Here is a 14,826-nt window from a genome sequence, read left to right as displayed (position 1 = left end):
GGCGGTGCGACATCCTTTCGAGGTCCCAAGACTGTTCCCTCTGGGGGTCTCACCACCTTGAACGGCACCAACTTCCGCATGCCCGCACGCCGTCTCGCGACCGTCGCGACGGCCACGGCCCTGGCCGCAGGTCCCGCGGCCCTGGCCGGCGCGGCCTCCGCCCACGCGACCCCCGACCAGGGTCGCGCGAGCGCCGTAGTCCTGCGCACCGGACTCGACGTCTCGCTGCTCGACAAGACCGTGAACGTCCCGCTCGCCCTCGCCCTGAACGAGGTCCAGGCACCGCAGAGTGCCCGGAAGACCGGGCTGACCGCCCGGTTGGACGGGGTCGACGGCGGAGAGCCCTTCAGTGTGCTGCGCGCCGACGCGGCGGATGCGAAGGCCACGGTCACCGCGGAGAAGGCCGAGGGCCGCGTCGACCTCGCCCACGCCCGCCTCCACGTCCCCGGCCTGCCGCTCCTGTCCCTCGTCGAACTCGGCACGGTCACCTCCAGGGCGACCTGCGAGGCCGGCAGGACCCCGGTCGCCACCTCGAACCTGCTCGGTGCGGTGACCGTCCTCGGCAAGAAGGTCACGCTCACCGCCGGCGGCACGACGGAGGTGGAGGTGCCCGGCGTCGGAGAGGTCCGCCTCGACCTCTCGAAGGCGGAGACGACGACCCGTACGGCCGCCGCGACCGCCCTCGAACTCAAGATCTCCGTCAACCCGTCGAACCTGAACGTCGCCGAGGTCACCGGCACCCTGACCCTGGCGAAGGCGACCTGCGAGGCACCAAAGACGTCCACCCCGCCGTCCGCGTCGGGTACGGCTCCCGCCGACGTGTTGCCCCAAGGCGCCCCGGACGAGGCGGGGTTGGCCGATACCGGCGGCAGTTCGACGACGCCGTACCTCGCGGGTGGCGCGATCGCGCTGGTCGTGGCGGGCGGGGGAGCCGTGGCGCTGGCCCGGCGCGGCAGGAACTGACCCGAGGAAGGTCGCAAGGTCAACGCCCTTTGTGTGTCAGGGCTGTTGACCGAGCAATGAAAACGTTTTAATTTCCCCTCACGCCGACTTCGAGACGTGAGGGGGACCCGTGGACGCTGTACTACGGGAACGCGCAGGTACTGAGGAGGTGAGGGCGGCGCGCCGTCGGGCAGACGGTGCGCCCCCGCGACGAAAAGGTTTTCAGAGCAGGGGGTCGCTCGCCCTCGGCCTGCTCATGCTGCCGGGCCTCGCCTACTTCCTGCTGTTCCACTACGGCGCCCTCGTCGGCAACGTCATCGCCTTCAAGGAGTACGTGCCCTTCGACGGCCTCTGGGGCAGCCCCTGGGCCGGTCTCGACAACTTCCGGCGGATGTTCGAGGACGGAGCGTTCTGGGACGCGGTGCTCAACACCGTCTGGATCGCCGTCCTGCAACTGGTCTTCTACTTCCCGGTGCCGCTCGGCCTCGCCCTGCTCCTGCACACCCTCACCTGGAGCTCGGTGCGCCGGTTCGTGCAGTCGGTGGCCTATCTTCCGCACTTCATCTCGTGGGTGATCGTCGTCGCCCTGTTCCAGCAGCTGCTCGGCGACACCGGACTGCTCAACACCTCGCTGGACGGCATGGGCCTGCACACCGCCGACATCATCGGCAACCCCGACGCCTTCAAGCCGCTCGTCGTCGCCCAGGTGATCTGGAAGGACGCCGGCTGGGGCACGATCATCTTCCTCGCCGCGCTGGCCCAGGTCGACGAGCAGCAGTACGAGGCCGCCGCGATCGACGGCGCCGGGCCCTGGCGGCGCTTGTGGAACGTCACGCTGCCCGCGATCCGCCCGGTGATCGTGCTGCTGCTCATCATGCGGCTCGGCGACATCCTCTCCGTCGGCTTCGAGCAGATGCTGCTCCAGCGCGACGCGGTCGGCCCGGAGGCCGCCGAGATCATCGACACCTTCGTCTACTACCAGGGCATCGTCGGCGGCGACTACGGATTCGCCGCCGCCGCGGGCCTGTTCAAGGGCGTCGTCGGGGCACTCCTCGTCTACGCCGCCAACAAGGTCGCCCACCGCCTCGGCGAACAGGGGGTCTACAAGTGAGCAGCCATGTCCGGCCCGGCTGGATGGAGAAGCCGAAGCCCGTGACCCAGGTCGGCAAGGCCCTCGCCCTCGCCGCGGTCGTCCTGCTGGTCTGCGTGCCGTTCCTCGTCATCGTCTCGACCTCGCTGGCCTCCACCGACGAGGTCGTGGAAGGCGGCGGCTGGGTGCTGTGGCCGACCGAGCCGACGCTCGACGCCTACCGCGACATCCTCGACGGCGGCATCGTCACCCACGCCCTCGGCGTCAGCGCCGGCGTCACCATCGTCGGCACCCTGCTCAGCCTCGCCTGCACGGTGACCCTCGCCTACGCCCTGTCCCGCCCCGGGGTCTTCGGCGGCAAACCGGTCCTGCTCCTCATCCTGTTCACGTTCCTCTTCCCGCCCGGCATGATCCCGAGCTTCCTGCTGGTCAAGGAGCTGGGCCTGCTGGACAGTTACGCCTCGCTGGTCCTGCCGGTACTGGTGAACGTCTTCAACCTCGTCGTCCTGCGCGGCTTCTTCCAGGGCATCCCCGAGGAGCTGTACGAGGCGGCGCGGCTCGACGGGGCGGGGGACTGGCGGGTGCTGCTCTCCGTCGTACTGCCGCTGTCCAAGGCCGCGCTGGCCGTCGTGGGGCTCTTCTACGCGGTGGCGTACTGGAACTCCTGGTTCTACGCCTCGCTCTATCTGGAGAGCGACCACTGGCCCCTCCAACAGGTGCTGCGCACCTATGTGGTGGCCGGTTCGGGACTCACCGACGCGACGACCGGGGAGGGCACGATCACCGCCCCGCAGACCGTGCAGATGGCGGTGCTGGTGATCGCCACCGTGCCGATCCTGATCGTCTACCCGTTCCTGCAGAAGTACTTCACGAAGGGCGTGCTCACGGGCGCCATCAAGAGCTGACCCGCATCAGGAACAGACACAGCATCAAGAGCCGTGTGTAGAAAGGTGACTTGCCCATGCCCCGCATGTCCCGACGTACCCTGCTGCGCTCCATGGCCGCGGGCGGCGCAGCGGTCGGTGCCCCCGCCCTGCTGACGGCCTGCTCCACGAGCTCCGGCGACAGCGACGTCTCCAACGCCGGCAAGAAGCTCGCCCCCTGGCCCGCGTACAAGCCCGCCACAGGCCCCAAACCGGACCTCGCCGCCACCGAGGCGGGCGTCCAGGCCGGATACACCGCCTACCCCTCCGACCTGGTGAAGTCCGTCGCCCGTACCCCCGGCGACGGTTCGACCGTCAAGGTCATGTCGGTGTCCTTCGGCACCCCGCCCAAGCCGGCCTCCGCCAACCGGTTCTGGGCGGCCGTGGAGAAGGCCCTCGGCGTGAAGATCGAGTACACGATCATCTCCCAGGCCGACTACCAGAAGAAGATGGCGACCGTGATGGCCGGCGACGCCGACACCCTGCCGGACATCATCAACCTGTTCTCCGGCTTCGTGCTGCCCCGCGAGGCCGAGTTCGTGCAGCGGCGGGCCGAGGACCTCACTCCGTACCTCTCCGGCGAGGCGATCGCCGACTACCCGAACCTCGCGGGCATCCCCACCCACGCCTGGCGCGACATGGGCCGCATCGGCGGCCGCATCTTCGGCATCCCGCTGGAACGCCCGCTGCCCGGCTCCACCCTCTGGCTGAACCAGGACATGTTCACCGACGCGGGCATGACGGAAGGCTGGAGCGCCGACGACTTCGCCGCCGTGGCCAAGCGGGCGACCAGCGGCAGGACGTACGCACTCGGCGCCGCCAACGGCTCCCTGTTCGGCAACGCCGTGCACTCCGCCGCCCACAACGCGCCCCAGGAGTGGGCCGTCACCAAGGACGGCACCTTCCAGCCGGGCTGGGCCGACGAACGCTTCAAGGCGTCGATCGCCTTCCAGACCAGGCTGCGCAAGGACGGCTCCTACCACCCCGACGCCACGTCCATCTCCCAGATCGACCTGACCACCCTCTACTACAACGGCACCGTCGGCTCCATGCAGGACGGCTTCGGCGCCTACCTGCCCAAGTACCGCGAGTCCCAGGGCAAGTTGACCCCGGCCGCCGCACTGCCGTACAGCGTCGACGGCAAGCCCGGCGGTATCGTCGCGGCCCGCCGCTCCTTCGGCTACACCGTGCTGAAGAAGGCGAAGAAGGACCGTATCGAGCTGCTCCTGCGCATCCTCGACCACCTCGCCGCGCCCTTCGGCAGCCAGGAGTGGGAACTCGTCCACTACGGCGTCGAGGGCACCCACTTCACCCGCGGCAAGGACGGCTCCCCGCAGCCCACCGAGCTCGGCGAGGTCGAGAACAACACCAACCTGCCGCTCAAGTACCTCGCCGAAGGCCCCCAGGTGCTGTTCGTGCCGGGCATGCCCGACGCCGTACGCGCCCTGCACGCCTGGCAGCTCAAGGTCGTCCCGCACGCGGTCCGCAACGCCTCCTACGGCCTCCAGTCCCGGACGAAGAACGCCCAGGGCACCACGCTCAAGGCGCTCCTGGAAGACACCGTCACCGGGATCGTCGCCGGGCGGCTGCCGCTGTCCGAGTGGGACGGGGCGGTGAAGAAGTGGCGTGCCCGGGGCGGCGACAGAATGGCCGAGGAGTTCGCGAAGGACTACGCGGCCAACACGTGAACGGCCGTCGGGAAGAGTCGGCGAAGAGGAGACGCGGGGGATGGGGAACGACATGGAGTCCAGGCGGCGGGTCACGATCAGGGAGGTCGCCGAGCGGGCGGGCGTGTCGATGGCGACCGCCTCCCGTGCGCTGAGCGGCAACCACCCGGTGCCCGCCGCGACCCGGGCCCGTGTCCTGCGCGCGGCCCGCGACCTCGACTACGTCGCCAACGCGCACGCCCGCGCCCTGGTCGGCGGCGGCCGCAAGATGGCCGCCGTCGTCGTCCGCCAGGTCACCAGCCCCTTCTACGCCCAGGTCGCCGAGGGTGTCGAGGCGGAGGCCGCCGACCGGGGCTGGCTGTGCGTCGTCGGGGCGACCGGCGGGGACCCGCAGCGCGAGATGGAGTTCGTGCAGCTCATGCGGGAGGAGGGCGCACGCCTGGTGATCCTGGTCGGCGGGGTCGTCGAGGACGACGCCTACCGGGAGCGTGTCGCCCACTACGCCCAGGCCCTGGACGCCACCGGCGCCCGGCTCGTGCTGTGCGGGCGGCCGGCACCGGACCCCGAGATCCCGGCCCTGGTCGTCGAGTTCGACAACGAGGCGGGCGCCCGCGCCATCACCGGTCATCTGCTCTCGGCCGGCCACCGCAGGATCGTCTTCCTCGGCGGTCTGCCCGGCAACACCGCCCTCGACGCCCGCGTCGCCGGCTACCGGGCAGCGCTCGCCGAACACGGGCTGCCGCCCGAGGCCGCGCAGGTCGTCGACTGCGGCCTGGGCCGCGCGGCCGGTCTGCGCGCGATGGCCGAACTCCTCAAGGAAGGCAGGGAGTTCACCGCAGTGTTCGCCGGGGACGACATGGTCGCCGCCGGCACCCTGCGCGCCATCGCGGACGCCGGCCTGCGCGTCCCCGACGACATCTCCGTCGTCGGCTACAACGACATACCGCTGGCCGAGGACTTCAACCCGCCGCTCACCACCGTCCGCACCCCCGCCGAGGAACTCGGCCGCGCCGCCGTCCGCATCGCCCTGCGCGACCCCGAGCACGCCGCCGGCAGCCACCACCTGCTCGGCACCCACATCGTCGTACGCCGTAGCGTCGCCCCGCCCCCGGCTGCCCCTTGAGAGGCACTGACCGACGGAGGACTCACCCCCGTATGACCGCGCCGCACGTGTCGCTCCCCGACGACCCGACGCAGCTGCCGAATCTCCCCGGCCTGCCCCCGACCGACCTCGCGCTCTCACCCGTCACCGGCTGGACCCGCGCCCACTGGGAGGCGATCGCCGACCGGCTCCTCGACGGACTGCTGCCGTACGCGACCCCGGGCTTCGCCCAGTACCGGCTGCCCGGACCGGCCAGCCACTCCGGGCCCTGGTCGGACGGCCTGGAAGGCTTCGCGCGATCGTTCCTGCTGGCCGCCTTCCGCATCGCCGGCTCGAACGGCCGCGTCGCCCCCGCACTCGTCGAGCGGTACGCCACCGGGCTCGCCGCCGGCACCGACCCGCACGGCGACGAACGCTGGCCGCCCATCACCGACCGCGCCCAGCCGATGGTGGAGGCCGCATCGATCGCCATCGCCCTGCACGAGTCCCGCCGGTGGCTGTGGGACCACCTCGACGACCGGGTACGCGGACAGGTCGCCGACTGGCTGGGCGGTTTCGTCGGCGCCGAGGTCAACGACTCCAACTGGCGCCTGTTCCAGGTCATCACGGAGGAGTTCCTGGCCTCCGTCGGTGCCCCGCACAGCCGTGCCGAGATCGACGCCGGACTCGCCCGCCTGGACGACTGGTACCGGGGCGGGGGCTGGTACACCGACGGCGACGGGCGCAAGTTCGACTACTACAACGCCTGGGCCCTGCACCTGTATCCGGTGCTGTGGGCGCGGATCGCGGGAGCTCGCGCCGACGCGGCGACGGTCGACCGGCACCGCACCCGCCTCGCCGAGTTCCTCGCCGTCCACCAGCACTTCTTCGGCTCCGACGGCGCCCCGGTCCACCAGGGCCGCTCCCTCACCTACCGTTTCGCGACCACCGCCCCGCTGTGGGCGGGCGCCCTCGCCGACGCCACCCCGCTGCCGCCCGGCCGCACCCGCCGTCTCGCCTCGGGAGCCCTGAGGCACTTCGCCGAGCACGGCGTTCCCGACGAGCGGGGGCTGCTCACCCTCGGCTGGTACCGGCCCTTCCGCCCCGTCACCCAGCGCTACTCGGGCCCGGCCTCCCCGTACTGGGCGAGCAAGGCCTTCCTCGGCCTGCTCCTGCCCGAGACCCACCCCGTGTGGACGGCCGCCGAAGAGCCCGGCCCCGTCGACACGGCCGACACCACCCTGGCCCTGCCCGCCCCCGGCTGGCTGCTGCACTCCACCGCCGCCGACGGGATCGTACGGCTCGTCAACCACGGCAGCGACCGGCTCCCGCCCCCGCCCGCCACGGCCGACGACAGCCCGCACTACGCCCGGTTCGCCTACTCCAGTGCCGCCGCCCCCGAGACCCCCACGGGCCCCGACAACCACCTCGCCCTGCTCGCACCCGACGGCACCCCGTCCCCGCGCGGCCGCATCCACCCGCTGTTCGCCGACGGCGGGCCGGCCGCTTCCTGGCATCGCGCGCGAGGGCATCGGATCGAGACGGTGAGCGTGGTGCGGGGGCCGTGGGAGGTGCGCGTGCACCACCTCGACGTACCGCCCGGGACTCCGGTGCGCGAAGGCGGCTGGGCCGTCGCGGACGACAGCGCACCCCCGGTGGCCCGGACGGGCCCCGGCCGGGCCACGGCCCGCCGCGCGGACGGTCTGACCAGCGCGATCGTCGGCCTGTACGGCTGGGGCGGTGCCGAGGCCACGGTGGTGCGGGCCGAGGGCGCCAATGCCGTCGGCCGGCACTCGGCGACGCCCTGCCTCGAACTGGGCGGCGGCGCCCCGCTGTTGGTGACGCTGGTGGTGCTGAGCGCCGACCCGGACGTGTCGCTCACCGGGGCGAGCGCGTCGGTCGCCGCGGACACAAGCGTGGAGATCCGCTTCCCCGACGGCGCCCGGGAGCGGGTACCCCGCGTCAGCCCCCGGTCAGAGTCACCGCCCGGTCCAGCGCCTGAAGGAAGGAGTTGACCGTCGCCCGGTCCCGCACCGCCAGCCGCAGCCACTCCTCGCCCAGACCCGGGAACGTGTCGCCACGCCGGACCGCGAACCCCAGGTCGCGCAGATGGCGGCGGACGGCAGTGGCGCGCGGCAGCCGTACGAGGACGAAGGACCCCTCGGCCGGTCCGGCCACCCGCAGCCCGTCCGTGGCGAACTCTTCCAGTCCCGCCACCAGATGGGCCCGGTCCGCGGCGATGCGGTGGGCCGCGTGGGCCGCCTCCGCCAGGGCCCGCGGCGAGACGCACGCCTGTGCCGCCGCGAGGGCGGGGGTGGACACCGGCCACAGGGGCTGGGCCCGCTCCAGGTCCGCGATCGTCTCCGGGGCCGCCAGTACGTACCCGATGCGCAGCCCGGCCAGCCCCCACGTCTTGGTGAGGCTGCGCAGGACCACGAGACCGGGTACGTCCGTCCGCCCGGCCAGCGCCTCCCGCTCGCCGGGAACCGCGTCCATGAACGCCTCGTCCACGACCAACGTCCGTCCGGGACGGGCCAGTCGGGCGATCGTGGCGGCCGGGTGCAGCACCGAGGTCGGATTGGTCGGGTTGCCGATCACCACCAGGTCGGCGTCCTCCGGGACGGCCGACGGGTCCAGCCGGAAGCCGTCCTCCTCGCGCAGCAGTACCCGGTCGACGGTGTGGCCGGCATCCCGCAGGGCCGCCTCCGGCTCAGTGAACTGCGGGTGCACGACGACCGGCTGACGGACCTTCAGGGCGCGGGCGAGCAGCACGAACGCCTCCGCGGCGCCCGCCGTCAGCAGCACCCGCTCCGCCGGCAGCCCGTGCCGTGCCGCGACCGCCGCCCGCGCGGCCCGCCCGTCCGGATACGCGGCCAGCCCGGTCAGCGACTCGGCGATCCGCTCCCGCAGCCACGCCGGAGGCGTGTCCGCGCGGACGTTCACGGCGAGGTCGACCAGCGCCGAACCGTCGTCACGCACCTCGGCGTCGCCGTGGTGCCGCAGGTCGTGTGCCTCAGTGGGCATGGGAGTGAGCGCCATGGTGGTGGTGTCCGTGGTGGTGGCCGTCGTCGTCGGGATGGAAGTGCGGCTGCTGCGGCAGCCCCACCTTGTCCTCGAAGCCCGGCAGCGCGATCCGGTACACGCAGGAGTCGCAGTTCATCCGCAGGTCGCCCTTGAGGGCCTCCTCGTACCGCTCCATCACCAGGTCGAGCAGCTCCGGCTCCGGGCCGATCACGTCCGCGGACCGCACCTCGACCTCCGGGTGCGCGGCCGCCCAGCCCTCCGTCTGCTGCTGCACCCGGTCCGGGAGGATGCCGGTGAAGAGGAAGTAGGGGAGGACGACGATCCGCCGCGCCCCCAGCTTCACGCACCGGTCGAGCCCGCTCGGCACGTCCGGCGCCGCCAGCGACACGAACGCCGTCTCCACGCCCGCGTACCCGCGCCCCTCCCACAGCAGCCGCGCCGCCTTGTGCACCTCGGCGTTCGCGTCGGGGTCCGTCGACCCGCGCCCGACCAGCAGCACGGTCACGTCGGCCCGGTCCTCGGGCCTGCGCGCCGCACCGCCGAGCGCCTCGTCCAGGCGTCGCTCCAGCACGCGCAGCAGCGACGGATGCGGGCCCAGCGGACGGCCGTACGTGTACGAGATCCCGGGGTGCCGCTCCTTCTCCCTCGCCAGCGCCGCCGGGATGTCCCCCTTGGCGTGTCCGGCGGACACCAGCATCAGCGGCACGGCGGCGAACCGTCGAACGCCGCGCTCCACCAGCTCGGTGACCGCGTCCCCCAGCGGCGGCGGGGACAGCTCGATGAAGCCGCCCGCGACGGGCAGTTCGGGGTGGCGGCTGCCCAGCTCCCGGACGAAGTCGCGGAACGCCTCGGCTCCGGCATCGTCCCGGGTGCCATGGCCGGCGATGAGCAGGGCGGGCGGCGGGGTGGTCACGATTGCTCCTCGGAGTGCGAAGTGGGGTGGTACAGCAGGGCGTTGAGCGCGGCCGCGGCCACGGCCGAACCGCCCTTCTCGGACACGTTGCTCACGGCGGGCAGTCCGCTCTCACGCAGCGCGGCCTTGGACTCGGCCGCGCCGACGAAGCCGACCGGCAGACCGATCACGAGCGCGGGGGAGGCGTCCAGGGTCAGCAGTTCCTCCAGGGCGGTCGGCGCACAGCCGATCACCCAGAGCGCGCCGGGGCCGACCTGTTCGTAGGCCAGACGCACGGCGTGTGCCGAACGGGTCAGCTCCGGCCCGGACCTGGCGTCCTTGAGACGGCAGACGGTCTCCCGCCGGGTGATCCCGGCCGCCACCATCTCCACGTCCACCACGACGGGCGCCCCGGCGTGCAGGGCAGTGTGCGCCTTCTCCAACTGCCCCTCGTCCATGACGAGATCGGCCGCGTACTCCAGGTCGGCGGCGGAGTGGATGACCCGCTCCACCACCGCCCGGGTCAGCGGCGGGAAGTGCGAGGTGTCCAGGCGGGCACGCAGCCGGCGGAAGGACTCCTGCTCGATCGGATGAACCACACGATCCACACGGTTCACTTGGGCTCCTCCTGCGTGCTCTCCTGCCAGCGGTAGCCGCGTGGCGTCACCATGCGCCCCGCGATGTCCCGGGTCGCCGTGTTGCCCACCGTCACGACGGTCATCATGTCGACCGTGGCCGGGTCGAGGGCGGCCAGTGTCGTGAGACGACCGGACTCGTCCGGCCGCGACGCGTTGCGTACGACGCCGACCGGCGTCGTCGGCTCCCGGTGCTCCGCGAGGATCGCGAGCGCCTTCGGCAGCTGCCAGTCCCGGCCCCGGCTGCGCGGGTTGTAGAACGTCACGACGATGTCCGCCTCGGCCGCCGCCCGTACCCGCCGCTCGATGACCTCCCACGGAGTGTGCAGGTCGGACAGGCTGATCGACGCGTGGTCGTGCCCGAGCGGGGCACCGAGGACGGCGGCGGCGGCGAGTGCCGCGGTCACGCCCGGTACGCCGATCACGTCGATGTCGTCGGACGCCTCGGCGAGCGCGGGGGAGGCCATGGCGTACACGCCGGCGTCCCCGCTGCCGATCAGCGCGACGGCCCGTCCCTTGCGCGCCTCCTCCACGGCCGTCCGAGCCCGCTCCTCCTCGGCCCCGAGCCCCGACTCCAGGACCCGGGTGCCCGGCCGCAGCAGGTCACGGATCTGGTCGACGTACTGGTCGAGCCCGACGAGCACGGAAGCGCGCCGCAACTCCGCCTTCGCGCGGGGCGTGAGCAGGTCCCGGGCGCCCGGGCCGAGCCCGACGACCGCGAGCCGGCCGCGCGCGGGCCGCCGCACGACGGCACAGGTCGCCATGGCGGGATTCGCCGCCGACTTCCGCTTGGGAACGAGGAGTTCACCCCCACCCACGAGCGCGGCGGCCTCGGCCACGGACGGTGTGCCGACGGCGGCGAGCGGCGCCTGGGAGGGATTGGGCACGTCCACGGCGGCCAACTCCTGTGCGGAGTAGGTCACCAGAGGCACGCCCAGCCGCTCGGCCGCCTCGACGATCCCGGCTTCCTCCGCCTTGGCGTCGACGGTGGCGAGTTCGGCGATGCTACGGGCGGACAGTCCCGCATCCCGCAGCGCGGCCTCGACCAGCTCCAGCACCTCGTCGGCCGGGGCACCCTTGGAGGCGCCGACGCCGACGACGAGGGACGGGGGGCGCAGGACGACCTCGTGCCCGGCGGGCTCGACGAGGCGATCCGTCAGCCGGATCGCGTACGACCCGTTGGCGGTGACCCGGAGCGCCGGAAGCGGCCAGGCGAAGTCCGCCTTCAGGGCCACCGGTTCGCCGTCGAGCACGGCTCGCGAAACGCCCGCGACATCGCCCTCCACGGGGAACCCGAGGGTGTCGAGGCCGGGCACTCCCACCGCGTCGGTCGCCGTCGTCACCACGGGCTGCGCCCCCAGCAACTCCCCGACCTCCGAGGCGAGTTCATTGGCCCCGCCGCCGTGCCCGCCGACCAGCGACACGGCGAACCGCCCGCCTTCGTCGACGCACACCACACCCGGGTCGGACGTCTTGTCGCCGAGCAGCGGCGCGACCAGTCGTACGACCGCTCCCGTCGCCAGAAAACACACGAGCTGCTCGCACTCCGCGAACGCGGCTCGTACGGCGTCCCCCACGGGACCCTCGTACACGCGCGTACGATCCGGCCACGCAGCGGCCAGCCGGTCCCGCGCAGCCGCCCCCGCCGCGGTGGCGGAAATGAGGCCGATCACTGAGCAACTCCTTCTCTTTCAAGGCCCTGAGGCCGGACGCCCCACAGCAGGAAAACGGGATTGGTCGCCGCGAGCCGGGTCACGTCACCGGGCAGCGGCGCGAGCCGGGACGACTGCAGCAGCAGCCCGTCGCAGACGAACCCGGCGCCCGTGAGCGCCGCGCGCGCGGCCGGTACCCGGTCGAGCGCCGCCATGGCGACGACGACCGTACGCCGGGCCCGCCGCGCGCACGCCGTGACGACGGAGGGCAGTTCGCGCCCTCCGCCGCCGACGAACACGGCATCGGGATCGGCGAGGTCGGACAGCACGGTCGGCGCCGCCCCGTGCACGACCCGTACGTCGACCCCGTGCGCGGCGGCGTTCGCGCGGATCCGCCCGACGCCGTCCAGGGTCTTCTCGACCGCCGTGACGGCGGCGCCGAACCGCGCGCACTCCACCGCCACGGAACCGGAGCCCGCGCCGACATCCCACACCAGGTCGCCGAGGCGCGGCCCGAGCCGGGCCAGCGCCAGCGCACGCACCTCGAATTTGGTGATCATCGAGTCCCGGTGCGTGAACTCGCCCTCGTCCAGGGCCCATCGGGAGGGCCCGGCGGGCGGCCCGGCGACCGTGCGCACGGCACCGAGCGCCCGCGTCTCGTCCAGGCACAGCACCACGCTCACCGCCGTACCCCAGTCGCGGGCGGCGGCCTCGGCCGGTGTCACCCGCTCCAGGCGCTCGTCCGGGGAGCCCAGCGCGGAGGCGACGACCAGGACGCGCGCATGGGCCCGGAGCGCGGCGCCGAGTTCCGCCGGCCCGGCCCCCGGCCCCGTCAGCACGGCGACCTTCGGCCGGGCCCGGCACACGTTGACCGCCGTCCGCAGATCACGGCCGTGCGCGCTGACGACCACCGCGTCGTCCCACGGCAGCCCGGCCCGCGCGAAGGCGGCGGCCACGGACGAGACCCCTGGCCGGACATCGAGCACGTCCGCGCCGAACCGCTCGGCCAGCACCCGCACGATCCCGAAGAACCCGGGATCTCCGGAGGCCAGCACGACGACGGGGTTGCGCTTCTCCAGGTGCCGTTCGATGACGTCCAGCGCGGGCGCCAGCGCACCGAGGACCACCTGCTCGGCGTCCTCGGGGACCGGCGCGGCGGCCAGATGCCGGCGGCCGCCCACGACCAGCCGGGCCCCGGCCACGGCGGCCGCGGCATCGGCGGGAAGCGGCGCCCCCGTCCCCGTACCGACCACCGTGATCACGTGCTCGCACCCCGCGCGCGCAAGGCCCTGCGGGCCTCCGGGTCGGCCTTGCGGTAGCCGTGGAAGTGACCGGGGTGGTAGAGGTGCGAGCGCGTGCCCTGGGCGTCGAGGGCCGGGCCGACCAGGAAGAGAGTGTGCTTCCAGAGCTTGTGCTCCTTGACCGTCTCCTCCAGCGTCTCGATCGTGCATCGCACGATCAGCTCCTCCGGCCAGGTCGCCTGGTACGCGACCACGACCGGCGTACCGGTCGGATAGCCGCCCTCCAGCAGCTCCCGCACGAGCTGTCCGCTGCGGGCCGCCGAAAGGAAGATCGCCATGGTCGTGCCGTGCTTGGCGAACTCCCGTACCTCCTCCCCGGGCGGCATCGGCGTCTTGCCGCCGCCGAGCCGGGTGAGCACGACGGACTGCGCGACCTCGGGGATGGTCAGCTCGCGCTGCACGAGCGCGGCGACGGCGGAGAAGGCGGAGACACCCGGGATCACCTCGGTGTCGATGCCGATCCGGGCACACCGGTCGAGCTGCTCCTGCGTACCGCCCCACAGGGCCGGGTCGCCGGAGTGGATACGGGCCACCCGCAGGCCCTCAGCCAGCGCCCGCTCGTACACGGCCACCACGTCCTCCAGGGACATCGTCGCCGAGTCGAGGATCTCCGCGCCCTCGCGTGCGTGCTCGAGGACCTCCGCCTGAACCAGGCTGGCCGCCCAGATCACGACGTCGGCCTCGGCGATGGCACGCGCGGCACGGAACGTCAGCAGATCGGCGGCGCCGGGGCCGGCACCGACGAAGGTCACCTTGCCGGTGGGGGCTTCGGCCATGGGAACGGTCCTCTCTTCAAGGTCTTGCGAGGTCTTACGGGGTCTTACGAGTACTGCGGGCGCCTGCGTCGGATGTGCGTGAACGGGGCTTGATCGGATACCAAGAGCACATGGCGGTCTTCGTCGCGCTCGGCGCGTTCCTGATGACGCTGGCCGGCGGCTGGACGGCACTGCGTGTGACCGACCGCCGCCATCTCGTACTGGGCCTGGCCGGCGGCCTGATGCTGGGCGTGGTCGGCCTGGACCTGCTGCCGGAGGCGCTGGACGCGGCCGGTCACGAGGTGTTCGGCGTACCGGCGGCCCTGCTCCTGTTCGTGGCCGGGTTCCTGATGGCCCATCTGGTGGAACGACTGCTGGCGGTACGGCAGGCCGCGCACGGCGCCGAGGAGCACAACGGCCGCGCGCCCGAGGTGGGCCTCACTGCGGCGGCCGCGATGGTCGGTCACAGTGCCATGGACGGCGTGGCGATCGGCGCGGCCTTCCAGGTGGGCGGCGGCATGGGCGCGGCGGTGGCGCTGGCCGTCGTCGCCCACGACTTCGCGGACGGCTTCAACACGTACACGATCACGAGCCTGTACGGGAACGCCCGCCGCAGGGCGCTCGCCATGCTGTTCGCGGACGCGGCCGCACCCGTGCTGGGCGCGGCCTCGACGCTCCTGTTCACCATCCCGGAGACCCTGCTCGGCAGCTATCTCGGCCTCTTCGGAGGGGCGCTCCTGTACCTCGCGGCGGCCGAGATCCTGCCCGAGGCCCACCACGAACATGCCGCCCGCTCGACCGTGCTGTGCACGATCGCGGGCGCGTTGTTCATCTGGCTGGTGGTGGGCATCGCCGAGTGATGCT

General features: G+C 72.8%; 13 protein-coding genes. 7 read left to right on the top strand and 6 right to left on the bottom strand.

Annotated features, from left to right (window positions below; translation table 11 throughout):
• The first annotated feature begins 57 nt into the window (after positions 1-57).
• The 6 genes from ADK57_RS44520 to ADK57_RS44495 all read left to right on the top strand — a co-directional run bounded on the left by ADK57_RS44520 (position 58) and on the right by ADK57_RS44495 (position 7,718).
• Positions 58-963 (top strand): SCO1860 family LAETG-anchored protein, encoded by a 906-nt coding sequence (locus tag ADK57_RS44520; protein ID WP_053755482.1) that lies wholly within the window; start codon positions 58-60, stop codon positions 961-963.
• A 235-nt stretch (positions 964-1,198) separates the two neighbouring features.
• The gene (locus ADK57_RS44515) at positions 1,199-2,053 is read left to right on the top strand and encodes an ABC transporter permease (RefSeq protein WP_053755481.1); all 855 of its coding nucleotides are present in this window, start codon (positions 1,199-1,201) and stop codon (positions 2,051-2,053) included.
• Complete coding sequence (locus ADK57_RS44510; protein ID WP_053755480.1) at positions 2,050-2,937, top strand: carbohydrate ABC transporter permease; 888 nt, start codon at positions 2,050-2,052, stop codon at positions 2,935-2,937. Before ADK57_RS44515 ends, ADK57_RS44510 begins: the two co-directional genes overlap by 4 nt.
• 56 nt (positions 2,938-2,993) lie before the next feature.
• Positions 2,994-4,643, top strand: a complete 1,650-nt coding sequence (locus tag ADK57_RS44505; protein ID WP_053755479.1) for an extracellular solute-binding protein — start codon at positions 2,994-2,996, stop codon at positions 4,641-4,643.
• Between the two features lie 40 nt (positions 4,644-4,683).
• On the top strand, positions 4,684-5,745 hold the full coding sequence (locus tag ADK57_RS44500; RefSeq protein ID WP_420711979.1) for a LacI family DNA-binding transcriptional regulator: 1,062 nt from the start codon (positions 4,684-4,686) through the stop codon (positions 5,743-5,745).
• Between the two features lie 32 nt (positions 5,746-5,777).
• Positions 5,778-7,718 carry a DUF2264 domain-containing protein gene (locus ADK57_RS44495; protein WP_078973677.1) on the top strand — a complete coding sequence of 647 codons (1,941 nt, stop codon included), beginning with the start codon at positions 5,778-5,780 and terminating at the stop codon, positions 7,716-7,718.
• Here the strand turns inward: ADK57_RS44495 and cobC are convergent.
• Genes cobC through cobM form a run of 6 tightly spaced genes read right to left on the bottom strand, consistent with a single transcriptional unit; the run spans position 7,666 to position 13,983 of the window.
• On the bottom strand, positions 7,666-8,727 hold the full coding sequence (gene cobC, locus ADK57_RS44490; protein WP_234390593.1) for an Rv2231c family pyridoxal phosphate-dependent protein CobC: 1,062 nt from the start codon (positions 8,725-8,727) through the stop codon (positions 7,666-7,668). The genes ADK57_RS44495 and cobC overlap by 53 nt on opposite strands.
• Complete coding sequence (locus ADK57_RS44485) at positions 8,717-9,640, bottom strand: sirohydrochlorin chelatase (RefSeq protein ID WP_053755477.1); 924 nt, start codon at positions 9,638-9,640, stop codon at positions 8,717-8,719. The genes cobC and ADK57_RS44485 overlap by 11 nt, the downstream gene beginning before the upstream one ends.
• On the bottom strand, positions 9,637-10,227 hold the full coding sequence (locus tag ADK57_RS44480; RefSeq protein WP_053755581.1) for a precorrin-8X methylmutase: 591 nt from the start codon (positions 10,225-10,227) through the stop codon (positions 9,637-9,639). Before ADK57_RS44480 ends, ADK57_RS44485 begins: the two co-directional genes overlap by 4 nt.
• Positions 10,228-10,232: 5 nt before the next feature.
• A complete protein-coding gene (gene cobJ, locus ADK57_RS44475) occupies positions 10,233-11,927 on the bottom strand; it encodes a precorrin-3B C(17)-methyltransferase (protein ID WP_053755476.1) in 1,695 nt (564 codons plus the stop codon).
• Positions 11,924-13,168: a bifunctional cobalt-precorrin-7 (C(5))-methyltransferase/cobalt-precorrin-6B (C(15))-methyltransferase gene (locus ADK57_RS44470; RefSeq protein ID WP_053755475.1), complete on the bottom strand. Its 1,245-nt coding sequence runs from the start codon at positions 13,166-13,168 to the stop codon at positions 11,924-11,926. Before ADK57_RS44470 ends, cobJ begins: the two co-directional genes overlap by 4 nt.
• Positions 13,165-13,983, bottom strand: coding sequence for a precorrin-4 C(11)-methyltransferase (gene cobM / locus ADK57_RS44465; RefSeq protein WP_053755474.1), 819 nt, complete (start codon positions 13,981-13,983; stop codon positions 13,165-13,167). The genes ADK57_RS44470 and cobM overlap by 4 nt, the downstream gene beginning before the upstream one ends.
• A 110-nt stretch (positions 13,984-14,093) precedes the next feature.
• On the opposite strand from cobM, the gene ADK57_RS44460 reads away from it, so the two are divergent.
• Entirely contained in the window at positions 14,094-14,822 is a 729-nt protein-coding gene (locus ADK57_RS44460) for a ZIP family metal transporter (protein ID WP_053755473.1), read from the top strand.
• The last annotated feature ends 4 nt before the right edge of the window (positions 14,823-14,826 follow it).

This window comes from Streptomyces sp. MMG1533 (assembly GCF_001279775.1).
Taxonomy (GTDB): domain Bacteria; phylum Actinomycetota; class Actinomycetes; order Streptomycetales; family Streptomycetaceae; genus Streptomyces.
The sequence above is the reverse complement of the archived record's forward strand: the minus strand, read 5'-3'. Positions and strand labels throughout refer to the sequence as shown.

Excerpts from the sequence above, each read along its gene's own strand:
- ADK57_RS44515 (WP_053755481.1), top strand. The coding sequence starts at position 1,199 with ATGCTGCCGGGCCTCGCCTACTTCCTGCTGTTCCACTACGGCGCCCTC.
- ADK57_RS44505 (WP_053755479.1), top strand. The coding sequence starts at position 2,994 with ATGCCCCGCATGTCCCGACGTACCCTGCTGCGCTCCATGGCCGCGGGC.
- ADK57_RS44500 (WP_420711979.1), top strand. The coding sequence starts at position 4,684 with ATGGGGAACGACATGGAGTCCAGGCGGCGGGTCACGATCAGGGAGGTC.
- ADK57_RS44495 (WP_078973677.1), top strand. The coding sequence starts at position 5,778 with ATGACCGCGCCGCACGTGTCGCTCCCCGACGACCCGACGCAGCTGCCG.
- cobC (WP_234390593.1), bottom strand. The coding sequence starts at position 8,727 with ATGCCCACTGAGGCACACGACCTGCGGCACCACGGCGACGCCGAGGTG.
- cobM (WP_053755474.1), bottom strand. The coding sequence starts at position 13,983 with ATGGCCGAAGCCCCCACCGGCAAGGTGACCTTCGTCGGTGCCGGCCCC.
- ADK57_RS44460 (WP_053755473.1), top strand. The coding sequence starts at position 14,094 with ATGGCGGTCTTCGTCGCGCTCGGCGCGTTCCTGATGACGCTGGCCGGC.